At 42.6% G+C, this 25,771-nt stretch carries 23 protein-coding genes; 9 read left to right on the top strand and 14 right to left on the bottom strand.

Features of this window, described 5'->3' with window-relative positions; translation table 11 throughout:
* The first annotated feature begins 36 nt into the window (after positions 1–36).
* Positions 37–1,344, top strand: a complete 1,308-nt coding sequence (locus tag FHW89_RS25700; RefSeq protein ID WP_172337924.1) for a DUF3472 domain-containing protein — start codon at positions 37–39, stop codon at positions 1,342–1,344.
* A gap of 331 nt (positions 1,345–1,675) precedes the next feature.
* Here the strand turns inward: FHW89_RS25700 and FHW89_RS25695 are convergent, their stop codons facing one another.
* The 3 genes from FHW89_RS25695 to FHW89_RS25685 form a co-directional block, all read right to left on the bottom strand.
* On the bottom strand, positions 1,676–2,053 hold the full coding sequence (locus FHW89_RS25695) for a hypothetical protein (protein ID WP_172337923.1): 378 nt from the start codon (positions 2,051–2,053) through the stop codon (positions 1,676–1,678).
* Between the two features lie 5 nt (positions 2,054–2,058).
* Entirely contained in the window at positions 2,059–2,553 is a 495-nt protein-coding gene (locus tag FHW89_RS25690) for a hypothetical protein (protein WP_172337922.1), read from the bottom strand.
* 589 nt (positions 2,554–3,142) lie between these two features.
* On the bottom strand, positions 3,143–4,402 hold the full coding sequence (locus FHW89_RS25685; RefSeq protein ID WP_172337921.1) for a prephenate dehydrogenase: 1,260 nt from the start codon (positions 4,400–4,402) through the stop codon (positions 3,143–3,145).
* Between the two features lie 133 nt (positions 4,403–4,535).
* Between FHW89_RS25685 and FHW89_RS25680 the strand changes: the two genes are divergently transcribed.
* Positions 4,536–5,267 carry a hypothetical protein gene (locus tag FHW89_RS25680; RefSeq protein WP_172337920.1) on the top strand — a complete coding sequence of 244 codons (732 nt, stop codon included), beginning with the start codon at positions 4,536–4,538 and terminating at the stop codon, positions 5,265–5,267.
* A 323-nt stretch (positions 5,268–5,590) separates the two neighbouring features.
* Positions 5,591–6,214: an NUDIX hydrolase N-terminal domain-containing protein gene (locus tag FHW89_RS25675; protein WP_172337919.1), complete on the top strand. Its 624-nt coding sequence runs from the start codon at positions 5,591–5,593 to the stop codon at positions 6,212–6,214.
* A gap of 106 nt (positions 6,215–6,320) precedes the next feature.
* Here FHW89_RS25675 and FHW89_RS25670 read toward each other — a convergent pair whose 3' ends face one another.
* From FHW89_RS25670 to FHW89_RS25655, 4 genes are all read right to left on the bottom strand, one after another.
* Complete coding sequence (locus FHW89_RS25670; protein ID WP_172337918.1) at positions 6,321–7,025, bottom strand: carboxypeptidase-like regulatory domain-containing protein; 705 nt, start codon at positions 7,023–7,025, stop codon at positions 6,321–6,323.
* Between the two features lie 390 nt (positions 7,026–7,415).
* Positions 7,416–8,414 carry a LiaI-LiaF-like domain-containing protein gene (locus FHW89_RS25665; protein ID WP_172337917.1) on the bottom strand — a complete coding sequence of 333 codons (999 nt, stop codon included), beginning with the start codon at positions 8,412–8,414 and terminating at the stop codon, positions 7,416–7,418.
* Positions 8,415–8,496: 82 nt separating this feature from the next.
* Positions 8,497–9,096: a PspC domain-containing protein gene (locus FHW89_RS25660; protein ID WP_172337916.1), complete on the bottom strand. Its 600-nt coding sequence runs from the start codon at positions 9,094–9,096 to the stop codon at positions 8,497–8,499.
* A 248-nt stretch (positions 9,097–9,344) separates the two neighbouring features.
* Positions 9,345–10,049: an SDR family oxidoreductase gene (locus FHW89_RS25655; RefSeq protein WP_172337915.1), complete on the bottom strand. Its 705-nt coding sequence runs from the start codon at positions 10,047–10,049 to the stop codon at positions 9,345–9,347.
* A 214-nt stretch (positions 10,050–10,263) separates the two neighbouring features.
* Between FHW89_RS25655 and FHW89_RS25650 the strand changes: the two genes are divergently transcribed.
* Both FHW89_RS25650 and FHW89_RS25645 read left to right on the top strand, forming a co-directional pair.
* Positions 10,264–10,995 carry an ABC transporter permease gene (locus FHW89_RS25650; protein ID WP_172337914.1) on the top strand — a complete coding sequence of 244 codons (732 nt, stop codon included), beginning with the start codon at positions 10,264–10,266 and terminating at the stop codon, positions 10,993–10,995.
* Positions 10,992–11,744: an ABC transporter ATP-binding protein gene (locus FHW89_RS25645; RefSeq protein ID WP_172337913.1), complete on the top strand. Its 753-nt coding sequence runs from the start codon at positions 10,992–10,994 to the stop codon at positions 11,742–11,744. Before FHW89_RS25650 ends, FHW89_RS25645 begins: the two co-directional genes overlap by 4 nt.
* 124 nt (positions 11,745–11,868) lie before the next feature.
* Here the strand turns inward: FHW89_RS25645 and FHW89_RS25640 are convergent, their stop codons facing one another.
* Positions 11,869–12,075, bottom strand: a complete 207-nt coding sequence (locus tag FHW89_RS25640; RefSeq protein WP_172337912.1) for a hypothetical protein — start codon at positions 12,073–12,075, stop codon at positions 11,869–11,871.
* A 215-nt stretch (positions 12,076–12,290) separates the two neighbouring features.
* Here FHW89_RS25640 and FHW89_RS25635 point away from each other — a divergent pair, with 215 nt between their 5' ends.
* The 4 genes from FHW89_RS25635 to FHW89_RS25620 all read left to right on the top strand — a co-directional run bounded on the left by FHW89_RS25635 (position 12,291) and on the right by FHW89_RS25620 (position 16,976).
* Complete coding sequence (locus FHW89_RS25635) at positions 12,291–13,178, top strand: class I SAM-dependent methyltransferase (RefSeq protein WP_172337911.1); 888 nt, start codon at positions 12,291–12,293, stop codon at positions 13,176–13,178.
* A 5-nt stretch (positions 13,179–13,183) separates the two neighbouring features.
* The gene (locus tag FHW89_RS25630; RefSeq protein ID WP_172337910.1) at positions 13,184–14,767 is read left to right on the top strand and encodes an amidohydrolase family protein; all 1,584 of its coding nucleotides are present in this window, start codon (positions 13,184–13,186) and stop codon (positions 14,765–14,767) included.
* Positions 14,768–14,838: 71 nt separating this feature from the next.
* On the top strand, positions 14,839–15,900 hold the full coding sequence (locus FHW89_RS25625; RefSeq protein WP_172337909.1) for a hypothetical protein: 1,062 nt from the start codon (positions 14,839–14,841) through the stop codon (positions 15,898–15,900).
* Positions 15,901–16,010: 110 nt separating this feature from the next.
* The gene (locus FHW89_RS25620) at positions 16,011–16,976 is read left to right on the top strand and encodes a Gfo/Idh/MocA family protein (RefSeq protein ID WP_172337908.1); all 966 of its coding nucleotides are present in this window, start codon (positions 16,011–16,013) and stop codon (positions 16,974–16,976) included.
* Between the two features lie 51 nt (positions 16,977–17,027).
* On the opposite strand, the gene FHW89_RS25615 is transcribed toward FHW89_RS25620, so the two are convergent.
* From FHW89_RS25615 to FHW89_RS25590, 6 genes are all read right to left on the bottom strand, one after another.
* A complete protein-coding gene (locus FHW89_RS25615; protein WP_172337907.1) occupies positions 17,028–17,876 on the bottom strand; it encodes a metallophosphoesterase in 849 nt (282 codons plus the stop codon).
* 181 nt (positions 17,877–18,057) lie between these two features.
* Complete coding sequence (locus FHW89_RS25610) at positions 18,058–18,876, bottom strand: glycerophosphodiester phosphodiesterase family protein (RefSeq protein ID WP_172337906.1); 819 nt, start codon at positions 18,874–18,876, stop codon at positions 18,058–18,060.
* A gap of 25 nt (positions 18,877–18,901) precedes the next feature.
* A complete protein-coding gene (locus FHW89_RS25605; protein WP_172337905.1) occupies positions 18,902–19,996 on the bottom strand; it encodes an alkaline phosphatase family protein in 1,095 nt (364 codons plus the stop codon).
* 74 nt (positions 19,997–20,070) lie between these two features.
* Positions 20,071–21,681, bottom strand: a complete 1,611-nt coding sequence (locus FHW89_RS25600; RefSeq protein WP_253952321.1) for a SusD/RagB family nutrient-binding outer membrane lipoprotein — start codon at positions 21,679–21,681, stop codon at positions 20,071–20,073.
* Positions 21,682–21,696: 15 nt separating this feature from the next.
* Complete coding sequence (locus tag FHW89_RS25595; protein WP_172337904.1) at positions 21,697–24,993, bottom strand: SusC/RagA family TonB-linked outer membrane protein; 3,297 nt, start codon at positions 24,991–24,993, stop codon at positions 21,697–21,699.
* Positions 24,994–25,173: 180 nt separating this feature from the next.
* Positions 25,174–25,758, bottom strand: coding sequence for an HDIG domain-containing metalloprotein (locus FHW89_RS25590; RefSeq protein WP_172337903.1), 585 nt, complete (start codon positions 25,756–25,758; stop codon positions 25,174–25,176).
* Positions 25,759–25,771 lie beyond the last annotated feature (13 nt).

Raw genomic sequence — 25,771 nt, 5'->3', positions numbered from 1 at the left:
AAATTAACCGACAAATTTTTAACAAACCTTTACATTATGAAAAAGAACCAATTACACTACCTGGTGTGCTGTATGCTGCTTGTGTTATTTTCCTGTAAAAAGGATGTGCAAAAAAGTTTAGCTGCCAACGGCACTCCCGATGCCGGTACACAATCACTCGGCGGCTCATCACTCCGGGTTTCCATGGGTGGCAATGCTTTTGTAACCACCCTGGCTTCGGGGGGCAATGAGGTGGTAACTTCTACCACTCTGGCCAATTGGACCAGCCCCAACAGTATTTTCTCGGCCTATTTCCGTTTAGGCAATACCGGTTCGCTGACCGTAAAAGTAAAAGCCAAGGTGGCATCGGGCAGCAGCGTCATAAAATTGACTATTAACGGTGTGCCCTTTAACGTATCCATGACCGGTTCGGCATTTACTACTTATGATGTAGGTACCGTGAATGTTACCAGCGCGGGCTATGTACGGGTAGATTTTCAGGGAGTAAGCAAAACCGGCGGGTACTATGCCGATGTATCCGACCTTATCATCAGCGGCCCGGTGGTTGCCTCCAATGTACAGTATGCCAATGACTCTACTAATTTTTACTGGTCGCGCAGGGGACCATCGGTTCATTTGGGTTATACCGCCCCGGCCAATTCCCAATGGTTTTATAATGAGGTTACCGTACCCGTGGGGCAGGATCCGGTTGGCTCCTACTTTATGGCCAACGGCTTTAGTCAGGGCTATTTTGGCATGCAGGTAAATTCATCATCAGAGCGCCGCATCCTGTTTTCGGTATGGAACCCAACCGGGGGCACTACCACCAGTACCCGGGCGGGTGCAGGCGTAGTGGTACAAACCTTTAGCGGCGAAGGCGAAGGCGGCCAGGCTTACCTGGATTATAACTGGGTTGCCGGTACTACCTATAAATTTTTAACCGAAGCTGTGCCCGATGCAGCTGGCAACACCACCTTCTCCTCCTGGTTTTACGCGCCCGAGGTTGGTTCCTGGAAATTTATCACCTCATGGTTAAGGCCATCAACCAATACTTATTTAACCGGTTTGTACTCCTTTGTTGAAAATTTCACAGATACCAACGGCTACCTGGGCCGCAAGGGCAACTTTGGCAATCAATGGGTAAAAAGCTCAAGCGGCACCTGGACCGAACTCACCAGCGCCTATTTTGACGGCGACGCCACAGCCAATAACCAGCAGCGGATGGATTACGGTGGCGGTCTTTCGGGCGGCCAGTTCTATCTGCAAAACGGCGGTTTCTTTGCCAATTACGTAACGCTGAACCAAACGTTTACCCGCGCGGCAGGCGGCACACCACCAAGTATTAATTTTACAACGCTGCCATAGTTTTATACACTCAGGGATCCTTTGCGCGAGACCCTGAGGGGACATTGAAGCTGTCTGAATTTGATTCAGATTATTTATTTATCATGTAAAAATCATTGCCGTTGACTTTAGTCAACGGAATAATGAATGAAGGACAAAGGGCTTTAGCCAAAATACCGCCTGGATAATTGGGCTGAAGCCCTCCTTAATACTTCCTTTTACCGTTGACTAAAGTCAACGGTAATGAATAATCTTCGTTTTTAGACCGCTTTGGGGTTTATATAAGGCCTTTATGATAGTAGTTCATTGCAAAATCAGCTGAAGCTTTGAGCCTTCTGCTTTAAGTTTTCAGCTAATCATCATCGACATCCCAGGCAGTTAAATCAATTACGGGTTGGGGTAACCTGCCAGAGAGCCACTCTTTCATATCGTCGGGCGTAAAATCGGGGTCTTCGGTTTCAATGATCCAGGACAGGAATTCATCCGGTCCGCCGTTCATGTACGGCGCTGGCGAAACAGGGTAAAACACAGTGGGCAGCCGCTCATTAACCGATACGTAGTTAACCACATGGCCAATTTCCTGCACTACCTGCCAGGCATTGGGATGCCTGATATCGATATTAAACTTAACCCACCACAGGCCGTTTTCAAATATACCACTGCCAAAAACATCAACCGCCGGAATTTCCTGCAGATAGTTGATCAGTTCTGAAAAATTTTCGCCGCCCATACTCTCTATTTTTTTATAACGGTGATGTTATTGAATGAATAAGCAAAAGGGGCGTTCTTGTTTACCTGCACTTTGCTTAAAGCATAGGAGGTACCACATTCGCCTTTGTCTACCGAGAGCGTGCTGATCAGGGTATCTGTTTTTAAACCTTTAATTTTAATATAACATGTATCCAGGTTTCGGGCATAGGTAACCGGATATACAAAATGCCATCCGGTTGGCCATTCTTCTTTCAGCGGAGGCGAAACAGAATCTAATTTATTGGAGCTGTTTCTGAATACCACTTTAATATCGGTTAAGGCGTAACGAGCATTTGGCGCGAAGAAAAGATCTTGCTCACTGGTTTTATCAACCATCTGAAATTTAATGGCCTGTATGGCTAACAACGAAGCAGCTAAAGGTATGGGCGGACATCCCCTATTCTTTTCTTTATTTTTAGAGCAGGACACCACGGTTAACAAAAACAACAAACCGGCAATATATCGGCATAGGTTTTTCATAAACTAATTGGTTATAATAGGGGTATTAAAAATCAGGGAATTATTTACATTACGTTAATGATACATCAATACGCTACACAGGATAACTTATTTTATGAAGACACTTACCGAATAATGGATTTTTGTGACAGCCTTTTTGCGAGTAATCGTCCATCACATGACAGAAAAGATGAAAATGGTCAAAAGCAGGCTGTCACCCTCAGCTCCGTCGAAGGGTAGAGCGGAGAGGGCCTGCCCACCATGCTTCGACGGAGCTCAGCATGACAGCATTTTAGGAAAATATCTAATCAGTGGCTATTATCCTTATGCCGCCAATTATAGTGTATAACAACAGCCCGGTTTTTCTGATCAAAAAGAAAAAGCGGCCTATTTTTTAAGAAAAAAAATCAGGCTATAAACCAACCGTTCGGTATGGAGTGATTCCATAATCGGTTATTTGATACTTTTTAAAGTTTTCAAAACCGATCAAAATCCTATTGAAATTTGTTAAAATCGCTAAAGCCGATGATTTTGCATCAATTTTTAAGCATTTTTCACCCTTTTCTGAGTCGAAATTTGTTAAAATAAAAGGTTTAAAAAGTTTTACGGATTACTCCATCATCAATCTTCTGATGAGTTCGGCACTCTGTTTTTTGCCTTCTTCCAGTCGGTCGCCAAAAAATGCCTGCACCTCGTTGAAATGTTTTTTGTAGCCCTCCATATCGCCGTAACCAATGATAGACGACCATTCCCGCACCGCCGAATGGAATTCCAGATCATCGCCCCGGATGGCCTTGTCATACAGCGCTGTCTCGATAGATTCTTCCAGCAGATCCTCGTTCTTGAACAGGTATTCGGCAATGCCCAAACGCAGGCGGAAAGGCGGGGTTTGGCAAATAAGGTTATCATAAGGGTTTACGCCCAGGTGGTACCAGGCATCAACCATACTCAATATACTCAGGTGCGAATTGGGCTTTTGCTGCCCGGTTTTTTGCGACAGCGAAAACTCCCGCATTACGGCATCGTTCAGCATAATGGGTTTTCGGCTCTCGTGAAAAACGAAATCGCGACCGCGATACAGGCGCTCTCTGAAGGTTTTGGCCTCTTCCTTGATCATGAGTTTAAACAGCTCCGATTCCGACTCGGCATAGCGCTTAACCTGTTGCCTGGCATAAGGGTTCAGGATAGCCAGACCCGCGTATACGTGGGCCTTATAGCTGAATATGCGCAGCATGGTTAGTATCTTCACATTATCGATACCACCCACGTAGGAGTCGTTTTCCCAGGGGAAAAACCCTGCCGATTTCCACCCGGTGCCCATACTTTCAAAACCCACATGGGTTACGGCCTGGGTATCGGCTACAATTTTATCATGTTCGTGGTAATCGGCAATTTCAACAATATTGCTGCCGATTGCATTAAACAGATCGTACATACGCTGGTATGCGTCTGGCGTAGTGCGGTGAGGTATCAGGATAAGGGTTTGCCCTTCGGGTTCAAAACCGGGACCATGCATGCCATGAAAGGTAACTATTTGCACATCGGCAGGCAGGTATTTTTCAAACAGCGCTATTTCGGGATGCTTCACCGAAGTTTGACCGGCCACAATAGCGCCATACTTGGTGAGGGGGCCACATTCGGCAACTACCTGCTCCATTTTATCGGCCTCAACCGAATAAATGACCAGATCATTGGTACGGGCAACATCTTTGCCGCTATCCATTATGTTTATTTTGTATGGTGCCAGCTCTGCTTCAAGCTTGTCGCGATTTTCGGGTAAATCGCATCCGCTAACGGTGTAGCCTGCTTTTGCAAAAGCTTTGGCATACAGGCGCCCCATATCGCCCAAACCAATAATACCTATATTCATGCCGCTAATATAACCATGAGTAGCAAAATTACGTATGAAACCTTACATTAGCCCCTGCAAACCTTTGGGATATTATAAATAAAACCAATAAGTACCCTATTTTGTTAACATAGGATACCTAATTTTACATCTAATGAGCAAGCATTTTTTATTCAGTACCGGTATTTTGATAGTCGTTTTTTTCAGCAGTATCAACGTGGGATTTGCCCAGGATACCGTAAAAAAAACAGGTGTAGTAAAACCTGCTACCCAGAAACCGGCCAGTACTTTAAAACCTGCTGTTGTAAAACCTCCTGTACCTACCGCTACAGCTTATAAATATACACAGCCTAAAGCAGCCGCAGCCGACTCTGCATTGGAAAAAGATAAATCGCTTAATGGTCAGTATAAATACCTGATCAGCAAATTATACCATTACCAGGAACCACTGGCATCGGCCCTTTGGAAAAACATGCGCGATACATTGAATTCGGAAAGGCGCAAACTGGCCGAAGCACAATCAAAACTAGCGGCACAAACTAAAGATATCAATAGCCTTAAAACAGACGTAAGTACCAAGGATCAGACGCTTTCTGAATCAAATGCCAAGCGCGATGAAATAAACCTTCTGGGTATTTCGCTTACCAAATCATCATATAATTTATTGATGTGGGGGCTGGTTATTGCATTTGGTGTTATAGCCACCGTTGTTATTGCCCGCTCGGGCGCGCATAGCCGTGAAGCTAAATACCGCATAAAACTGTACGAGGAGCTTGATGAAGAGTACAAAGCCTACAAATCAAAAGCCAACGAAAAAGAAAAGAAACTGGCCCGCGAGCTGCAAACAGAACGCAATAAACTGGATGAACTGTTAGGCAGGGGATAGTTTTATTTGATTTGACAATCGCCCTAATTTGTCATCCTGAGGAACGAAGGATCTGCTTTAAGGCTTTGCATATCTTCCGCCGCCAATGTTGGTGTTGTCACCAACATTATACGTACTGGTTAATTACTCGTGCAGATTGTTGTTGGTGACAACACCAACAACGGCAGTAGGGTAGTTTATTTTAACCTAAGACCACTCTGTCATGTTGAACTTGTTTCAACATCCCACGGGCAAGGTTATACTTTGTATATTCTCTACTATACACGTGGGATCCCGAAATAAATTCGGGATGACAATTTATTCTTTGTACTTTTTGCCCCATTATGAATAACAGCTCTCTTTTATCCCTCATTACCCAACTAAGATCAGTTGCCGATACAGGCCTTTTATACGCCAAAAATGAATATGATATAGAACGTTACACCGAACTAAGACACATCAGCACCCAGATGCTTGATGAGGTTTCGGGCTATGGGGAAGAAAGTATCAGCATATATTTTCCGCAAGCTATTGATTACCCGACAGCTAAGGTTGATATCAGGGGCATCCTGTTGTCGACCGATAACAAAATATTACTGGCTCGTGAAAGCACCGATGGTAAATGGTCGTTACCCGGTGGATGGGGTGATATAGGCTACAGCCCGAAAGAAGTGATCGTTAAAGAATTCCAGGAAGAAACCGGGCTCGATGTGGTGCCAGAAAGGTTAATGGCTGTATTTGATAAAAAAATGCACCCTCACCCCCCACAACCTTTTTATGTATATAAAATGGTATTTTATTGCAAAGCCTTGTCATCAACCTTAAATAAAGGTTTCGATGTGCTCGATGTACAATATTTTGATATTAATCAGTTACCCGAGCTATCGGAAGACCGTATACTTAAAAGCCAGATAGAACTGCTCTATCAAAAAATAATATCAGGCGATACAGAAGTTTATGCAGACTGATATTTTCTGATGATTTTTATTAACTATGAGATAAACTTACGAAGTTTTAAAAGCTTCGTAAGTCCGCAAAAAATCGGTAAACTGCCAACTACCCACTGCAAAGCGCCTACTGCAATGTTTTACCGGTATTTGGCAAACTTGGCAACGTACGTTTATCTGCAGGCAAGGCCATAAACTTCTTATAAGAATCGTTGATATATACGGTGAGTGATTCGCCATTGTTATTTTTCAGGAAAGCATAAGTTGGGCGGTAAAGGGTCATGAAGTTTTCAAGATCCTGACCGCGTAAGGGCACCAGGCTCTCTACATAGGTAACATTAAATACCTCATCCACGTGGCGTTCTTCCTCTTCACGCTTAAAATACTTTTTCAGGCGGCGGGCATCACGGGCATCCTTACTAAACCATGATGATGGCGATAGCGGATAGACCTTGCTGCGGGTATAAACCTCGGGGTATTCTTTATGCGCATCAAACGAGGCCCTGGTTGAGGTGATATTAACCTGACGCAGGGAGATGGTTTTAGTTACCATTTCTACCCTTTTTGGCGAAAGATTAGTTACATATAAGGTATCAGATATATAGCCGGGAGAATCAAATATCAGCGTATGGCCGGTTTCGGTGTTTATTTGAAAATTACCTTTGTCGTCGGTAATGGTTATTTGTTTTTTGCTGTTATCGTCTCTTATAAAAACATTGGGCATCCGGTTGTTTTTACCGGCTTCGTACACAGTGCCCTTTAACACGCTTTGAGCGTTAACGGTACCCGTGATAAAAAGGGCGGAAAATATTATCAAGTATTTAGGTCTCATATGCAGATCAATTAAGCTGTAAATTAAACCTATTTTTTTCAATAATGGTTTTGCATTTAACACTTTTAAGCATGTTTTTACAATTAATGACAAAAAGGTGAGTTGAGACTGACCAAAAGGCATAATTGAAAGATAGCGTCGAAATGTAAAGTGCTGGGATTAGTTTACCATGCTTTGATAGTACAAAAAGTGGGTTTACAGTGTAAACCCACTTTTTGATGAAAAATAAACACAAAACATTGAATATCAATTATATATAAAAATGCAAACCATAAAATATGTAAACCATGTAAACCCACTTTTTGGATCATAAAAAAGCCGCTCCATAATGATCATGAAGCGGCTTGTAAAATTTATTATAGATATACTGTCCCGGTATCGGTTGGGTAATTAATACCTTGTTACTTTAAAATCAGATACACCACCAGTCATGTGGATGTATATTTTGTTTTTAGCGGCATCAAACCCTGGGGTTTCGTACCGGTTGTCATCTTTTTTATCAAAGCCATCAAAATCGCTTGATGACAAGCCTGAGTTGGTGCGGATGCTGCAGGCCGCGTCTTTTGGCACATTAATCTTTACTTCTGATACACCGGTTGCTACCTCAACATTGGTTGTTGCCAGCGGGCTGCCCAGTTTCACATCAAATGATGCGGCGCCTCCCTTTAAAGTTAAGTTTTTTATTTTGAATTTGCTCAGGTCGAAATTAAGTTTTGTGGCACCGGTCTCAACATTAACATCCCATACCGGGTTAGGGTTCAATTTAATATCGGCCCGGTTGGCTTTGTCTTTATCTTCGTCGCTATCAATATGCCAACCCTTGTCATTGCGCAGGTGTAGGTTTACCACGTACATTGAATCGGTTTTGCTGGAAGTAAACTCATATTTGCTGCCATAAAACTCTTTGGTTTCGGCTTTAAAAAGCTGATTGGTGGTATCATTCAAAGTATAGGTAGTACCACCGCCGCTGATGTTTAAACGGGCCAGTTTAGCATCTGGTGCGTATTCTTTATTAAAAACACTACTGCCTGATACTTTAACCACACCATGGCCTACGCTGCTGGTGCTATCGCTGTCGTCGTCATCATCGTCGTCATTCTTATCATCATTATAACGAAAATTATAATGATTAGGCCAAAATCTGTAATTATCGAAATGCCCAAACATAAGCAAGCCGAAGCCCAGGATAACCACGCCTAATTTCAATACAGTGGCCCATATGGTGCGGTTACCCGCAAAAACAAGGTTAACACCACCCATGATCAAAAATATAGGCCAAAGGTGTAGTACATTCATCCAATGGAAGTCTATATACCCAAAGTTATTGAGCAAAAATATGGCCCCTATGCATACCAGGATAGCGCCCGGAACTAATCTATCGTTTCTCATTTTAGTAATTTTTATTTTGTGAAGCTGATATAACCCCTACGTTGATCTTTGCAGATCATAACGGTTTAATAACAAACTCCTGTTATACAGTTGGTGGATTATCTTTTAAGCCATCGTTTTCCGGAGCGGCATGATCTTCTTTATTCAAAGTATCATCCTTTACCTCCTCCTGGGTTCCGGTGCCGGTTGGGTTATAATCATCTTCCCAGGGTTTCTTTTTGTTGCCAGATGCCATCAGGGCTAAGCCTCCTCCTACTAAAACTACCGGCCATAATTTACCAAAATGCCAAAATCTGAACAGGTGTAACTCATGCAACAGAAATGATGCACCTATAAATATCAATATTACACCGATAATAAGCGCCGGTGTTTTTGAACCCGTTTTTTTGGGTGGTACACCAAAGGGCATATCCTGTTGAGGAGGTACGCCCGCGGCAAACGGATTGTAAGGGTCCTGCGGAGGTACACGGTAATCAACCCCAGGGTTAAAGTATTGCTGATATTTTTTTGGCAGTACTATCCATAAAACAATGTAAACCATTAAACCTGTACCCATGAATATAAAGGTAAGCAGGAACAGGGCCCGTACTATAGCTATATCGAGATCAAAATAATCGGCTAAGCCCGCGCAAACACCGCCAATTACCTTCCGGCGTTCATCGCGATAAAGTTTCTTTTCCATAATTTATTAATAATAGTGATTTTATAATTCAAATGTGCAAACAACAAATGTTTTACAGTAATACTATTAGGTAAACACAGTCAAACTCTCGGTAAAGCACCTAAAAACACCGATGAAATTCGTTGATCGGTAGTTCATAGTTGATGGTTCATGGATCATAGTTTTTGGCGTGTAGATAAACTTAGGCCGTTTTCCATAACCTATTTCCATCCACTATGATCCATGAACCATGAACTACCAACTAAAACTTACAACTGACCAGGTGCAGGCTTAATGATCATTTCATCAACATTAGCGCCGTGGCTCATACGGTATATATTGATAATGGCTGAAGCGATATCCTGGGGTAATACCATGGTATCTTTATCAACCACCTCGTTTTTCCATGAATCCGTTAATGTCGATCCCGGAATTATCGCGGTTACCTTTACACCATGCTCCTGCATCTCCAAACGCATTACTTTGGTGAGGCCCAACAGCGCGTATTTGGTTAAACTGTACGTACCAGCCTGCGGAAAAGGATTTAACGAGGCTACCGAACAAATATTAAAAAAATGTCCTTTTTGCGCAGCTATCATGGTTTTACCGAAATAACGGTACAGCTCATAGGTGGGCATCAGGTTTGTATGCAGTTGTTTTTCAAAGTCACCCTCGGCTTCATCCAATATGCTGCCGGGTGCAAACATGCCCAGGCTGTTTACCACCACATCAATAAATCCTAATTCCTGTTGCGCGCCGGCAGCAAATTGGAGTAATTCAGCTTTCTTACTTCCATCGGTAACCTGGGCAAAAACTTTGATAGATGGGTTGATGGCCAGCAGTTCATCCTTAAATTTTAATAATTCTTGCTCATTGCGAGAACAAATTGCCACGTTCAATCCTTCATTAGCAAACGAAATAGAAATGGCACGGCCCATGCCTTTTGTTGAACCGGTGATAAGCGCATTCTTCATGATGATGATAATAATATATTTAAATAAGTGTTCTTTTAAAACGCCCCGGAAATATGGGACATATTTTTTTGATTAGGCCTGAAGCTTTATGGGCCGAATTTACGTAAGCGATAGTTGATAGCTTATAAAATTGCATATTTAAATTAATTCAATAGGCACAAGCGGTAAAGCTTAATGTAAAAAACGTATTTTTAACCGATTTTTATAAAAACAAATGTTCCATAGTTTAGGAAAATACATTCTTCTGCTGCGTTTAGCTTTCAGAAAGCCCGAAAAGTTTAGTGTTTATTGGAGCGAGGTAATGCGTGAAATGGTTTCGGTGGGTATAGGCTCACTGGGTATCATCGCTATTATTTCGGTGTTTATCGGCGCGGTGGCCACTATTCAAACCGCATTCCAGCTGGTGAGCGACTTTATTCCTAAAACCATCGTAGGCGGTATCACCCGCGATTCAACCATCCTGGAGTTTAGTCCGACTATCTCGGCGCTGGTATTAGCAGGCCGGGTGGGCTCCAGTATGGCCTCGCAAATTGGCACCATGCGCGTAACCGAACAGATAGACGCGCTGGAGATCATGGGCGTAAATGCACCGGGCTATTTGATATCGCCAAAGATCATTGCCGGGGTGTCTATGATTCCCCTATTGGTCATTGTATCGGTAATTTTAGGCTTAACCGGTGGCTATATCGCCTGCGCGGCCTCAAACGATGTATCAACAGCCGATTATGTAACCGGCTTAACGGATGGTTTTAATCCGCTTATTGTTACCGTTTGCGCGGTTAAAGCTATATTTTTTGGATTCATCATTACCTCTATTTGCTCTTACCAGGGGTTTTATACCGATGGCGGTTCGCTTGAAGTTGGCCAGTCGGCTACCCGTGGTGTTGTTTGGAGCTGTATTATGATCTTATTTGTGGATCTTATTATTTCACGCCTGCTACTATGATCGAAATTAAAGATATCTACAAAACATTTGGCGAGAACGAAGTACTAAAAGGTATAACCGCGACTTTTCAACCAGGTAAAAACAACCTCATCATTGGCGGCTCAGGATCAGGAAAAACCACTTTGCTGAAATGTATTGTTGGCCTGCATGACCCTACCAAGGGCGACGTGATATTTGACGGCGAGAATTTTACCGATATGGATTTTGAGCAACGTGTACCTATCCGTACCAAAATCGGGATGCTTTTTCAAAATTCGGCATTATTTGACTCCATGACCGTGGAAGAGAATATTATGTTCCCGCTGAATCTTTTTACCAATCAATCAAAAGCCGAAAAACTCGATCGCGCCAATTTTTGCCTCGAAAGAGTTAATTTAACCGGCAAGAATAAATTATACCCGTCTGAACTTTCGGGTGGTATGAAGAAACGTGTAGGTATTGCCCGTGCCATATCCATGCAGCCAAAATATTTGTTTGTGGACGAACCCAACTCGGGCCTCGATCCTAAAACATCCATCCTGATAGATGAGCTGATCAACGAGCTGACCGAGGAATATGAAATAACAACAGTGATTGTTACCCACGATATGAACTCTGTAATGGGTATAGGCGATCACATTATATTTTTACACCAGGGTAAAAAATGGTGGGAAGGTAGCAACAAAGAAATAGCCCACACCGATAACCAGGAACTGAACGATTTTGTATTCGCCAGTAAATTCATGCAGGCTGCAAAAGCTAAGCTCTGATCCGGCTGAATTATTATTTTCGCGAGTGATATACAAAAACTAAAGCCTGATCAAATATTTGATCAGGCTTTAGTTTTTGTAATTGATTACCAATAAACCTGTTTCCAGGTAAGGCGTTTATAGATCAGGGACAAGCACAGGTGTATCCCGGTGCAAAGCTAATCCAGCTACCCGTGGTGCAATGAGCGTCGCAATTACCTGTACAGGTTGATATTTCTCGTACCGTTGCTCCATTTACATTACATAATACCCATACCTGATCAGGGCCAATACCGCCCGTTACATTTTTCATTTCTGCTCTCGAAAGAGATTTTCCAAATTCTGTTTTCATGTTTTTTTGGTTTCGTTAATAGTTTTTAATCGTTCTCTTCATATGATTAGATTCTAAATATAATTATTATTTACTAATTATTATATATCAATCGATCGGCCTTATTAGGCCTTGATACCAGCTATTCAATACCAAAAAAGAATAGTAAATTTGCGCTTTGTATTAAAGACACCGTTAGTCTTGATACCTGATACTCATTACTTGATACTAAATAGATGATCCAACTATTAACCCCCACGCACTGGAAAGATTACGAACTGATTGATTGCGGCGATTTTGAAAAGCTGGAGCGCTTTGGGAATATTGTACTGATACGCCCCGAACCACAAGCAGTTTGGAGCAAACAACTGCCGGCCTCTGAATGGCAGCGCCTGCACCATATCAAATTCAAGGGACGCTCAGCAACCGCGGGCGACTGGATCAAAAAAGACCCGAAAACGCCCGATCGCTGGCATATTGAATACAAAAACAAAGATGCGGCCATCAAATTCCGTTTGGGTTTAACCTCCTTTAAACACCTGGGTATTTTTCCGGAGCAGGCTGTTAACTGGGATTATATCACCCAAAACATTAAAAAATTTAAAACACCACAGCCTAAAGTACTTAACCTGTTTGCCTATACCGGCGGCGCATCGTTAATTGCGCAGGCAGCCGGTGCCGATACCACGCACGTAGATTCGATAAAACAAGTGGTAACCTGGGCCAATGAAAACCAGGAGATCTCGGGTCTGAACAATATTCGTTGGGTAGTTGAGGATGCACTGAAGTTTGTAAAGCGCGAGCTCAAACGCGGTAAAAAATATAACGGTATCATCCTGGATCCCCCGGCATACGGCAATGGCCCCAACGGCGAAAAATGGAAACTGGAAGATAATATCAACGAAATGATGGCCGATGTGATCCAATTACTTGATCCCGAAGAGCATTTTCTCATTCTGAATACTTACTCACTCGGTTTTTCATCTGTCATTATCGAAAACCTCATCAAAAGCGCCTTCCCGAAAGTGCAAAACCTGGAGATCGGCGAGCTTTATCTACAGGCTACCGCTGGATCAAAACTGCCGCTTGGTGTTTTTGGAAAATTCTTTAAAACACGTTCATAATTACGATGATCAAAAAACTGCTGTATACCGCATGCCTGATCTTAATATCCACAGGTTGTTTTGCACAGCAGCATTTTGACATCATTCTTAAAAACGGAAAGATCATTGACGGTGCCGGCAATCCCTGGTTTTATGGTGATGTGGGTATTAATAAGGATAAGATAGTAAGCATTGGCGATCTGTCCAAAAGCAATGCGGGTAAAACCATTGATGCCACCGGCCTCATCATTGCTCCTGGCTTTATCGATGTACATACCCATATTGAAGGCGACGAAAAGAAAACCCCGACTGCCGATAATTTTATTTACGATGGTGTAACCACTGTGATCACTGGGAATTGCGGCACTTCCAACATCGATATTAAAAAATATTTTCAGTTTTTAGATAACCTGAAGCTATCTGTAAATGTAGCCTCGCTGATAGGCCACAATGATGTACGCGAAACCGTTTTAGGCAAAGCGGCCATCACACCCAACGATGCACAGTTGCAAAAAATGCAGGCCATTGTGGAGCAAGCCATGCGCGATGGTGCGGTGGGATTTTCTACCGGACTAATTTATACACCGGGCTTATATTCAAAAACACCCGAAGTTGTTGCCCTGGCAAAAGCAGCGGCCAAATATCATGGCGTTTACACTTCGCACATGCGCAATGAATCGGATAAGATATTTGATGCCATTGCCGAAGCTATTGATATTGGCCGGCAAGCCAATATGCCGGTAGAGATCTCCCATTTCAAGGTTGGCCTGCCCAACTGGAACCGCTCCAACGAAATGATAACCATGATCGAAAAAGCTCGACAGGAAGGTTTGGATGTAACCGTTGATCAATACCCATACACAGCCAGCAGCACCACCCTGAATGTATTATTGCCAGACTGGCTGCAGGATGGCGGCCATGACTCGGTATTAAAACGCCTGAATAACCCACTGATCCACCAAAAGGTTGTGGCCGAGATGATAACGGATATGAAAAGGCGCACCCGCGAACATTTTGATTACGCCGTGGTTGCCCATTGTGATGGAGATCCATCTATCAACGGCAAAAACATTATGCAGATCAATATCGCCAAAGGCCGCCCATCAACTATCCCTGATGAGATTGAAACCATTTTAGATATTACCAAAATAGGCAGCGCATCCATGGTATTTCATGGCTTAAACGAAGCCGATGTGGAGAATATCCTCCGTTATCCGCTAACCATGGTAGCTTCAGATTCGGGCATCCGTTTATTTGGTTCGGGTGTACCGCATCCGCGTGGTTATGGCAGCAATGCCCGGGTGCTGGCTTATTATGTACGCGAAAAAAATGTGATCAGGCTGGAGGATGCTATCCGAAAAATGACCTCCTTACCTGCACAAAAATTCCATTTAACCAATCGTGGCTTGTTGCAGCCCGGTATGTTTGCAGATATTGTTATCTTTGACGCCGGTACGGTCAAAGACCAATCAACGTTTGAACATCCCCACGCCTATTCAACTGGTTTTAAGTATGTTTTAGTGAATGGAAACATCACTGTTGATAATTTTAAGCATACAGGCACCAGAAAAGGTGTTATTTTGCACGGCCCCGGATATCAGCAGAAATAATTAGTAATTAACCAGTTAAAAGAGTTTAAAAACCGGCACATCAAATACGCAAAAATCTCACCTTTATAATAATGAAACATTTTTTCCTTTACGCCTCGGCGCTTTTATTAACAATTACCCTGCTAACCAATTGCAAACAAAGCGGCAACACCAGCAAGCCGGGCGCTAAACAAACAGCAACCAAGGCAGACTCTGCCAAAGGCGAAACAGCGGACACACTAAGTGTGCTAAAGTCAAGCTATCCTCCTTTGGATAAAAAGCTTTATGATTCGCTGTTAAAATTTAACGCCCATGGCGATACCACCGGCAGATGGCCGGTTAAAAACACGCCGTATCCACTAAACGGCGCTATTTTGCCATTTAAACGTGTGGTTGCTTTTTATGGTAATCTGTACTCCAAAAAAATGGGCATCCTGGGTGAATTACCTCCAAATGAGATGCTGGCTAAATTAAAAGGCGAGGTAAAACACTGGGAAAAAGCCGATCCAAAAACACCGGTACAGCCAGCACTGCATTATATTGCCGTAGTGGCTCAGGGCGATGGCGGTAAAGACGGTAAATTCCGTTACCGCATGCCATTTAAGCAAATTGACAGTGTTTTATCATTGGCTAAAAAAGCACATGCTATTGTATTTTTAGATGTGCAGGTGGCTTTGAGCAATATACATGCGGAACTGCCCCTGCTCGAAAAATATTTAGCCATGCCACAAGTGCATTTCGGCATGGATCCTGAATTCTCCATGAAAGATGGCACTCATCCTGGCAGAAAAATTGGTACTTATGATGCAGAGGACGTGAACTATGTATCAGGTTATTTAGCCGGTCTGGTTAAAAAGTATAACCTGCCTCCCAAAATTTTAGTGGTACACCGCTTTACTAAAAAGATGTTGACCAACTATAAAAACATTAAACTACGCAAGGAAGTTCAGGTGGTAATGGATATGGACGGCTGGGGCGAGCCAGATCTTAAAACAGGCACTTACCGTTACTTTATTAACCAGGAACCGGTACAGTTTACAGGCTTTAAACTGTTTTATAAAAACGATATCAAAAAAGCACCTCACCACATGTTAACGCCTGAGGAGGTTTTATCAAGATACAAACCATATCCTATTTACATCCAGTACCAATAGTGTAAGTCGGAAGTCTTTAGATAAAAGTCTTAAGTCAATTAATATTTATATTTTTTGACTTAAGACTTTTTTATTTTAGACTTTTGGCTTGGGACTCAGAACTTACGACTATGATTAAATGGGGAATAATAGGTTGCGGGCGTATTGCCCACCGGTTTATGCAGGGCCTTCAGGAAGTAGCGGATACCCAGCTGGTGGCTTCCTGGTCAAGAACACCATCCACTGTTAATGCCTTTGCAGAACAATACGGTGGTATTGCCTGCGCCAATGTTGATGAATTATTAGCCAGCGATATCGATGCGGTATATATTGCCACCCTACCTGATAGTCATGCTGCTTATAGCATTACCGCACTAAAAGCCGGAAAACATGTGCTTTGTGAAAAACCGGTTACCGTTAACCTGGCCGAATTGGAGCAACTGCTTGCTGTAGCCCATGAATGTAAGTTACTTTTTATGGAAGGCATGAAACCGGCCTTCTATCCTTTATACCTGCGTTTAAAAGAATACCTTACCCACGATCCTATTGGCCCCGCGGGTTATGTACGCGCGGGATCATCAGTCGCTGATCTTTCTGCCGACCATCCTAATTTTAGTTTGGAGCTTGCTGGTGGTGGACTGATGCAGATAGGTGTATACGAAGCTTTTTTAGCGATAGACTGGCTCGGCGAATTACAGGATGTACAAGCCATGGGGCGCTTTGGCAGCACCGGGGTAGATATGTTCACCATATTTCAAACGCAGCACGCGGGTGGGTATTCGCAACTATATGCCGGATTTGATCTGCATGGAAAAGGCGACGCGCTGATTGCCGGACCGTTGGGCCATATCACCATCCACAAAAACTGGTGGAACCCTGCCCGCGCCACTATTGATTACCTGGATGGCCGGGTTGTTGAACTGCATGAGCCGTTTATCTCGGGTGGTCTTAATTATGAAATAGCCCATTTTTGTGACCTGATCAAAACAGGTAAAACAGAAAGCCCTGTCATCAGCCACCAAATGTCAAAACAAATGATCGACGTGATTGACAGGGCCCGTGCGCAGATCGGTTTAAAGTTTCCATCTGAGCAATAATTTTATTCATTTCATTTTCGTAGAAACACATTACATGTGTCTCCTGAACCGTTACAATTTATTAGAATTCAAAACCGGATTTTGGCTGGCATTTACCTGGTAAGTGTAAATAACGTTGTCATTATCAACCTCCACTATGCGGTATCCTTTATAATCGGTACCCCAGTTACCCCCAATGTGCGAATCAAAAAAGTGCGGGAATTTATTGCCGGTGTAACGAATGCCATCAAGCAAATGATCGTGCCCGTGAAAAGTGGCCTTTACATTAGGGTAGCCATGCAGCAATTCCATAGTTTCGGGGCAATCCACAAAAAAATCATCTTTTTGCCATTTGAACGGAGCGATGTGTAGTATCACAAACACGATTTTCTTATCCTTGAATTTCTCCAGTGAAGCCTTGATAAATGTATTATCGGGGCAAACATAGGTTCCTTTTGTATCCGCAGTATTGGCCAGTACAAAAGCTATATCGCCAAACTCTACAGTATACTTATCCTCATACCCAAAATTCTTTTGCCACAGGGCCGCATCTGCAAAATCATGATTACCGGGAATTGTATGATAAGGCATATTGAACTTATCCAGGTATTGAGTCTTTATCTCGGGCAACAGATCTGGGCGGTTATGCACCAGGTCGCCATTGACAATTACCATATCGAGATGATTTTTAGCATGATCGGCATTGATCCATTTAACCATGTTGCCGGTATTCAGCGCGTAATCGGTATCCGGCTGTCCGTAATGGATATCAGATGCAAGGGCAAAACGTAGTTTAAGTCTGCCTTTATTTTGGCGGTTATATTCATTATTAACGTTTGCAAAAGTATTAACAGCAGGTAGTAATGTTAAGGCTGCTATACCGGCCAATCCGGTACCAATAAAATCTCTGCGGGTACTCATGGTTGTTTTTTTAGTAAAAATACGGTACAGGTGTTAAGTTAGAATTAAGGATGGAGAGTGAATAGAAAAAACCTCACAAAATATTGTCATCCTGAACGAAGTGAAGGATCTATTGTTCAACAGGCATAACTAAAAATGGATTCTTCACTTCGTTCAGCATGACAAATTGTTTTTTAACTATTTACCTCAACCCCCTCCCTTTTAAATATTTCACCAATGCCGCCGGGTGATCGGTTTGCAAACCAGATAATCCCGTCGCCAGGGCCTTGTCCCAATCGGCGAGGCCTTCGCCAGCACTTTGAATATCAGGCCAAACGGGTATATGTTTACTTTCGGCCAGTTTTACCATATCTGCGTTGTACTGTTTGTAACTACCATCTAATATATCGGGCTGGTATTTGGAGATAAAATCCGCCATCCCGGTAACCGTTTTAACACTATCGGGCAAGCTCAGCATCAGAGGCATTTTTGGAGCAGCTTTGCGCCAGCCGGTAAATTGGGGAGCGCTGTTGATGTACACCAGTACTTGTTTCTCCATTCCGTACTGCTTGATCATCTGATAGGCAATAGCAGGATCAGCAGCTTTAAAATCAAGATAAATATTGATCTTGTTTTTGCAGACCTGCAATATCTGTTTAAATGTAGGGATGCGGTAAATTTCTGTTGATGTGATGTCTTTACTTTTTACCTGGAGCAGTTCAAGCTCTGCCAGTGTCAGGTCTTTAATTTGCCCTTGTCCGTTGGTCATCCGGTTTACACTACCATCATGCATGCTTACCAGTTCGCCATCTTTGGTTGTCCGCAGATCTATCTCTACATAATCCGCCTCGTTTTTGATGGCTTCGCGGTAGGCTTCCAGAGTGTTTTCCGGATAGATCACATGATCGCCACGGTGTGCGGCAACTATGAATTTGTGTTTTGATACCGGTGCGGGATTGGGTTGCCAGTTGTCACTTGCAGTTATTGAAAGCAACACTGTTATTAATATGGGTAAACGCATTTTCTATGATAGTAATAGTGAAGAATTATTTACCAAAAACACTATCTACAGCATCACCGACCTCATGCCCTGCCGAAGCTTTAAAATCAAAGCCCAGTAACTTTGCAATAGTTTGCGCCAGTTGTTTATGATAAGTTGTTGTAGGTAATTTCATTTCGCCACCAGCCGGAGTATCTGGCCCTAAAACAGCAAACCAGGTTTGTTCAGAATTCGGGGTTTCTTTACCATGATCGCGCCATTTGGTTAATGGCACATCTCCCCTGCCATGATCACAGGTAATGATGAGCGTAGTTTTATTTTTATAAGCCGGATCGGTTTGTACAAAATCCCATAATTGCCTGATATAATCATCTTCCTGGTGAGTGCGGTCAAGGTAATATTTATAGTTACCGGCATGGGCCATATCATCCGGTTCGTCAAAGGCCACATATAAAGCACGTGGTTTAAACTGCTGCATATAGGTTTTGGCAAACTCGAAGGTTAAAAAATCTATCCGGGTGGAATCGCCAAGGAAATGCGGTACTTCATTCAGCATCTCGTTAAGGTGTTTCAAACGATCATTGATACTCGGAACATTTACAGGCATATAGCCCGAATTGTTCAGGATGCCTGAACGTTGAGTGTTCAGTATTTGCGTAAACCGCTCCCACGATGAAAAAGCGGCAACCTTACCTTGAAATCCCTTTTGTTTATTTAAAAACTCCAGCACATTCATGTTTGGATTGGTGATACCTTCGTTGGTATTCATCCGGGGATCGGGAAAACCGGTAAATATTTCGTTATAGCCCGGGTACGAAAAATGGTATGGGTTGGCCACCTCATCTTTACTGCCTATATCGCGGTTGCCATATAACTGGCCCTGCTGTACAATGGCCGACCAGAAAAACGGCATCAACAGTTTACGGCGGTCATCGGTGTTTGCTGTCCAGAAGTTTTTACGAACTGCATCCTTCTCATTAGTTTCCTTCGAATTGATCAAAGCCGAATCCGCACCGCGAAAAACCTCCTGCCAGCGTAAACCATCAATAGTCACAATGATCACATTTTCTGTTTTATGCTGCTGGGCAAATAGCGCCGAGATAGAGCCGGCAAGTAGTATTGTTAGAATTATTCTTTTCATGGGTTTTTATTTAATTCAACAAAGGCCCCCTGGTATACCGGGGGCCTTTGTTATTAATTATTAATATTCATGGTTTATTTCAATATCCACATGGTTCCGTTGATATCATCGCTGCCACCATATTGGCTGCTTAATGCTTTATTATAATTAGCTGCATTAACTGTTCTTTCTGATGTTGGATACTCAAAACGTAGCGGTATACGGGTACTATTACCTGTACCTGGACCTACTGTAAATGTAGGCACACCTGTACGACGATAAGTAAAGTATGATTCCAAGCCCGAATGACGGAACAAGGCCAGGTATTTTTGCTGTAATATTTGCTTGTAACCTGTTGCTCCACCCGCATATTTAACTAATGGTTGTGCATAATAGGTATCCCAGTTTACACTAACCTGATAAGTGTTATAACTGGTTGGGTCCGTTACACCTTTAGAGTTAGTTGTAGGATGGTAAAAATAGGCTGTGAATGCGCCGGTACCTGTAGGTATGGTATAAGAATCAAATGAAGCCTGTATACCTTTTTTGTAATAAGCTTCGGCATCGCCTGATGCCCAGCCCAGGTTAATACCTTCGGCAATATTAAACATCAGTTCTGGATAACCAATTTGGATGCTTGGTTCGCCGGTATAGGTTGAATAAAAATGCTTACGATTTAAAAATGAGTAGCGTTGCAGGGTAGCGTTGTTATACATTACACCAAGGTCAAGACCAGCATCGGCGCCAACAAATGAAGCAAAATCAGTTGGGCTTTGTTTTAATGTATCAACCAGGTAGCGTGAAGGCTCGGCAGTAACAAATACACGTGGGTCTTTAAACTGGGTAAGCAGGCTAACATAAGTTGCCGACATGTTTTGCCTTGAACCGTTTTGTCCAAAATTGTTTGGATTTTGCGGATAGTAGTTACTTGGCGAAACAAATATATACTGCAGGTTATCAGATGCATTATTCATTAATGGATATTTGGTAGCATTGCCTATAATAGCTGCAAACTGCGATTTCACATCAATATCGGCAGTTTTTTTACTTAAGGCCAATAATAATCTTACGTGGAAAGCATTAACCGTTTTTTGCCATTTGGAAAGATCATTGTTAAAGTATATATCGTTGGTTAAACTTGAGCCAGCGCCCGAGCCAGCAATAGTTGGATCATTAATTAACTGGGTAAGGTCGGCATTCGCGCTCTCCAGCCATGCCAATGATTGTGTCATTACCGTTTTCTGTGAGTCATAAGCAGGTGTAAGATTATCCAGGCCTTTTATGGCCTCAGTCATCGGGATATCACCTTCTTCCAAACTCATCTTGCTAAAGAAATAAGCTCTGAAAAATTTACCTAGTGCCTCGTATGGATTAACCGCGCCACCACCTGTAGCGGTTGCCTGTTTTTCCATATCCAACACGTTTTTAATGGTGCTGTAATAATTGTCGCCACCACTGGCAAAGCCATCATAACGGTTGTTGCCATAATAATCATAGTTGTATATGTAATACTGGCAATAGATCTCATTACTGGTTTGCGGCAGATCGGCCATTCTGTTTAATATACCATTAAACAACAGCGAGGCAGGTACCGTACTTGGAACGTTGTTATTTTTGGTCAGATCTTCAAAGCTCTTTTTACAGCCCGTTACCGCCAATACCATAAATACAGGCAGTAAGTAATTGATAAATATCTTTTTCATCATTATTTAATTTTTAAATTAGAATGATACATTTAAGTTAACACCATAGCTACGTACCGTTGGCGACTGTAAAACAGTGCTTGAAGTAGCGTAGTTATATTGATCTAAATCCACATCCTTAAAGCGTTTGTCACCATAGAAATACAATAAGTTACGACCATAAACCGATACTGATGCTTTTCTGATGAATGATTTATCCAGCCATGCTTTCGGGAAATCATAACCCAGCGTTACTTCGCGCAGTTTAGAGAATGTTTTGCTCATGAGGTTTGACTCATCAACATTGTAGTATTTACTCACGTAATCCTGCACCAACGCAGTTTGTTTGTTTGGTGAGTATTGCAGCGCGCCGTAATTTGTTATTTTGCCGGTTGTTGGATCATAATTGATGGAAGCTCCGTTTGATACAGTTACACCTTCACCTACATAACTGCCATTATAGTCTTTTTTACCAAAGTTTTGCCAGTCTTTATAACGAGCATCACCCAATGCGCCTGTAGCCGTTTCAATGTTTGAACCACCACGCATGGTTTTATTGTGCATGTAATCAATAATTACACCACCAACAGAGCCGTCAAATTGGAAACCCAGGTTAAAGTTTTTGTAGCGCACTTTATTGGCAACACTCCACTGGTATTTGGCATTTTCATTACCCAAGTATTGAGGAACCGGTAAAGCCAATGGTTTCCCTGCAGCATCATTGATGATCTGACCTTGAGGGGTCCTGGCGAAGGCCGTACCATATAATTTATCGGTACGATCACCTTGTTTAAAGAACTGTTGATAGGTGTTTTGTCCCGGAGGCAACTCTTCATAAACATCTTTAAACGTTGATACGTTAACTAAAACATTCCAGGTAAAGCCACCCCAATTTTTAATGGGTGTACCTTCTATTGAAGCTTCATAACCTGTTTTTTTAGTTTTTAAGGCATTCAGGTATAAAGTAGTATAACCGGTAGCGGTTGATATACTATTGGCCAATATCTGCGGACCATCAATGTATTGGAACGCGGTAGCAGAAAGACCTAAACGATTTTGTAAGAATTTAATATCAAAACCTTCCTCGTAGTTAACACGGGTTGATGTTTTGATGCCTGGCTGATAAAGGAAATCTGAAGCAGAAGCAGCAGGCTGACTGTTATATGGTTTACTGGTTAAGTAAAATGGATTAAGCTGATAGCTTGGGCCGTTGTATGGTGAGTTGTAAGTACTGCCATAGCCCAGCGGATTTAAGAATAACGGGTTTGAATTTGGGTTACTGGTTGTTGTTTGGCCACCATATACCGAAATTGCATTGAAAGGAGCAGGACCAATAGTTGGGCTCGAAGCATCGGATTTAACTGTTGAGTATGATGCCCTTGCTTTTAAGAAAGAAATAACCTCTGGCAGTTTAATATAATCAGAGATTACCGTAGCTGCCGATATACTTGGATAATAATAGGTAGTTACATTTTGAAATGCCGACGATTTATCAACACGACCGGTGCTTGATAAGGTAGCATATTTACCAAATGTAGCATCCAAAGAGTAATAACCACTTAATACACGTTCTTCTGAACTAAAGGCGGTTGATTGTACGGCGTTTCTGGAGTTGGCGAAGGTATAAACCTCTGGCACGTTCAAATAATCGGTTGATGTCCAGCTGGAATTATAGTTGAAGCTGCGTAAGTTTGAACCTACCACACCCGATAAGTTCAGGAATTTTTTAACGGTGTAGTTATAGTTCAACATCAACTCTGTATTGTTGTCAAACAGGTTGCGGCGGTCCTCGCGATAATCGCCCTGGTTACCTTCGCGACCGTAAGGGTGGGCCGAGAATGGCAGATCCTCTGTGCGTAAGATGTTATAGGTATCGATCTGTGAACGTAAAGTAACATTCAAATTATCATTAACCTTAAAATTCCCAGACAAATATCCGTAGATGTCATTTTTATAGTGACCTCTTGTCCATTTTTCGGTTAACAACCAGGGGTTGTGGTAACGGGTGTATTCGGCAAATACCGATTGAACACCTTCTTTACCTGGCTGCCAGATAGCTTTGATATCAGGTGCATTCACATTCCAGTCGGCGCCAGTCCAAACGGCAATGTTATAAATGATACTGTTCGGGCCGTATTGAACGTCTGGGAAGTTATCAGTTGATTGTCTGTTGAAATCAACGTTGGCCTCAAATTTCCAACGGCTGGTAGGGGTAAATGAAGCGTAGAAGTTAGCATTGGCTATATCCAGGTATTGTGCCGGGATGTAGCTGGTTTGGTGCTGTTGTGAAACCGAGAAACGGGTTACGTAAGTATCACCCACAGAACCTAATGAAATGTTATTGTTGGTTTGGTAACCTGTTTTCAAAAAGTTTTTCAGGTTATCTTTACCACGGGCCACCCATGGGGTTCCCTGGCGTACACCATTAACAACAGGGCTGTCATACTGAGGTATTAACTGACCGGCAAAATACGGCCCCCAAACGTCATAATCGCTATCCACACCACCTGGTGCACCGCCTTTACCGTCAACGAAGGTATAAAAGGTGTTTTCACCCGGGCCATATGAGTTTTGCGTACGCGGAAATGCCAGGAAGCCGGTGTTCATTACTGTACTGCTGTTGATATCAACAGTAAGGCCTTTTTTGTTCTTTTCACCTTTTTTGGTAGTGATCAGGATAGCACCGTTTTGTGCACGACTACCATATAAGGCGGCCGCGGCCGGGCCTTTCAGTACAGTGTAGGTTTCAATATCATCAGGGCTGATATTATAGGTATCAGTATTGATCGGGAAACCGTCAACAACATATAAAGTTACCGAGTTACCCCTTATTAATACCGATGGATTGCCTAATAGCTCTGCTGATGGACCTACTGATAAACCGGCCACCTTACCTGTTAAACCGGTAATAGGGTTAGGGTCACGCGCGGTGGTAACATCGGCACCGTTAACCGCCTGCAGGGCGTAGCCAATACGGCGGGTTTCCTTTTTAACACCAAGAGCGGTTACAACAACCTCGTTAAGCGTTTTGCTGTTACCATTCATGCTTACATTAACAATGGCTTTATCGCCCACTACTACTGATTGCGGGGTGTAGCCTATAAATGTAAAAACGAGCGTTTGACCGTTAGAAGCTGTAATAAAGTAATGACCATCCACATCGGTAACAGTACCCTTGTTTTGATCTTTAATTTTCACACTTACTCCCGGAAGCGGCAAATGGTTTTCGTCGGTAACTGTACCGCTTATTTTGGTTTGTCCAAATAAAATAGATGGCGTAATACAAAATAATAAAACCGTGATAAGGTTTTTTAGTCTCTGGTAAAACTTGTTCATCTGCTAAAATTTAATGGTGAAAGGATTGATTTTTTCATACAGCAATACTAAACTTTGTTTATTATTAGTAAACCAATTTAGTATTAAGCTATACTTAATCTTATGTTCACCCTGTGTTAAGCAGGCGGTTTTTGTAACAACGGAATTACATATCGCTTACAAAAACTTAATATAGAAATATCAACTATTTACCAGTTGCAGGTGGGTTAGTGCGATAGATTTTAAATAATCGATATTATTTACAGGCTGGTGCATTTCTTTGGCCATATCATCCCAATACCGCAAACGTATAATTAGCTCGGCATCAGGGTTTAATTCAAAATCAGTGGCCTCTTCTTCGGTCATTACACCACCCTGAAACTCCAGCGTTCCTTTGCTGGCATCAGATAGCCGGTTATAGTATTCTGGGTATTTATAAGTAAGATAACGCTTCGCTATTACGTGGCCCTGCACCAGGTTGGCCACTCTTTCAGAAAAACCACGCTCCAGCAAGTAATCGGCACCTAATTTTTCATGATCAACATTACCCATACCATCCATGCTTCCCGCCTCCTCGGCATCCGCACACAGATGACCAATATCATGAAAAAAAGCGGCCAGTATTACTTCATCGTCAAAACCTTCGGCCTGTGCCAAAGCAGCAGCCTGCGACATGTGCTCCAGTTGTGAAACCGGTTCGCCTATATAATCTTCGTCGCCAAATTTTTCATAAAGTGAAAACACTTCATTTACAACAGCCTGGGGATCATATTGAGAAAAAGCCATGGTTAGTTTATTT

The sequence above is a fragment of the Mucilaginibacter sp. SG564 genome (genome assembly GCF_013149275.1).
Taxonomy (GTDB): Bacteria; Bacteroidota; Bacteroidia; order Sphingobacteriales; family Sphingobacteriaceae; genus Mucilaginibacter.
Note: the sequence above shows the minus strand (reverse complement) of the source record. Positions and strands in the feature narration are given on the sequence as shown.

Bases quoted from the DNA above. Each gene is read 5' to 3' on its own strand.
- FHW89_RS25700 (WP_172337924.1), top strand. From the start codon at position 37: ATGAAAAAGAACCAATTACACTACCTGGTGTGCTGTATGCTGCTTGTG.
- FHW89_RS25695 (WP_172337923.1), bottom strand. From the start codon at position 2,053: ATGGGCGGCGAAAATTTTTCAGAACTGATCAACTATCTGCAGGAAATT.
- FHW89_RS25690 (WP_172337922.1), bottom strand. From the start codon at position 2,553: ATGAAAAACCTATGCCGATATATTGCCGGTTTGTTGTTTTTGTTAACC.
- FHW89_RS25685 (WP_172337921.1), bottom strand. From the start codon at position 4,402: ATGAATATAGGTATTATTGGTTTGGGCGATATGGGGCGCCTGTATGCC.
- FHW89_RS25680 (WP_172337920.1), top strand. From the start codon at position 4,536: ATGAGCAAGCATTTTTTATTCAGTACCGGTATTTTGATAGTCGTTTTT.
- FHW89_RS25675 (WP_172337919.1), top strand. From the start codon at position 5,591: ATGAATAACAGCTCTCTTTTATCCCTCATTACCCAACTAAGATCAGTT.
- FHW89_RS25670 (WP_172337918.1), bottom strand. From the start codon at position 7,025: ATGAGACCTAAATACTTGATAATATTTTCCGCCCTTTTTATCACGGGT.
- FHW89_RS25665 (WP_172337917.1), bottom strand. From the start codon at position 8,414: ATGAGAAACGATAGATTAGTTCCGGGCGCTATCCTGGTATGCATAGGG.
- FHW89_RS25660 (WP_172337916.1), bottom strand. From the start codon at position 9,096: ATGGAAAAGAAACTTTATCGCGATGAACGCCGGAAGGTAATTGGCGGT.
- FHW89_RS25655 (WP_172337915.1), bottom strand. From the start codon at position 10,049: ATGAAGAATGCGCTTATCACCGGTTCAACAAAAGGCATGGGCCGTGCC.
- FHW89_RS25650 (WP_172337914.1), top strand. From the start codon at position 10,264: ATGTTCCATAGTTTAGGAAAATACATTCTTCTGCTGCGTTTAGCTTTC.
- FHW89_RS25645 (WP_172337913.1), top strand. From the start codon at position 10,992: ATGATCGAAATTAAAGATATCTACAAAACATTTGGCGAGAACGAAGTA.
- FHW89_RS25640 (WP_172337912.1), bottom strand. From the start codon at position 12,075: ATGAAAACAGAATTTGGAAAATCTCTTTCGAGAGCAGAAATGAAAAAT.
- FHW89_RS25635 (WP_172337911.1), top strand. From the start codon at position 12,291: ATGATCCAACTATTAACCCCCACGCACTGGAAAGATTACGAACTGATT.
- FHW89_RS25630 (WP_172337910.1), top strand. From the start codon at position 13,184: ATGATCAAAAAACTGCTGTATACCGCATGCCTGATCTTAATATCCACA.
- FHW89_RS25625 (WP_172337909.1), top strand. From the start codon at position 14,839: ATGAAACATTTTTTCCTTTACGCCTCGGCGCTTTTATTAACAATTACC.
- FHW89_RS25620 (WP_172337908.1), top strand. From the start codon at position 16,011: ATGATTAAATGGGGAATAATAGGTTGCGGGCGTATTGCCCACCGGTTT.
- FHW89_RS25615 (WP_172337907.1), bottom strand. From the start codon at position 17,876: ATGAGTACCCGCAGAGATTTTATTGGTACCGGATTGGCCGGTATAGCA.
- FHW89_RS25610 (WP_172337906.1), bottom strand. From the start codon at position 18,876: ATGCGTTTACCCATATTAATAACAGTGTTGCTTTCAATAACTGCAAGT.
- FHW89_RS25605 (WP_172337905.1), bottom strand. From the start codon at position 19,996: ATGAAAAGAATAATTCTAACAATACTACTTGCCGGCTCTATCTCGGCG.
- FHW89_RS25600 (WP_253952321.1), bottom strand. From the start codon at position 21,681: ATGATGAAAAAGATATTTATCAATTACTTACTGCCTGTATTTATGGTA.
- FHW89_RS25595 (WP_172337904.1), bottom strand. From the start codon at position 24,993: ATGAACAAGTTTTACCAGAGACTAAAAAACCTTATCACGGTTTTATTA.
- FHW89_RS25590 (WP_172337903.1), bottom strand. From the start codon at position 25,758: ATGGCTTTTTCTCAATATGATCCCCAGGCTGTTGTAAATGAAGTGTTT.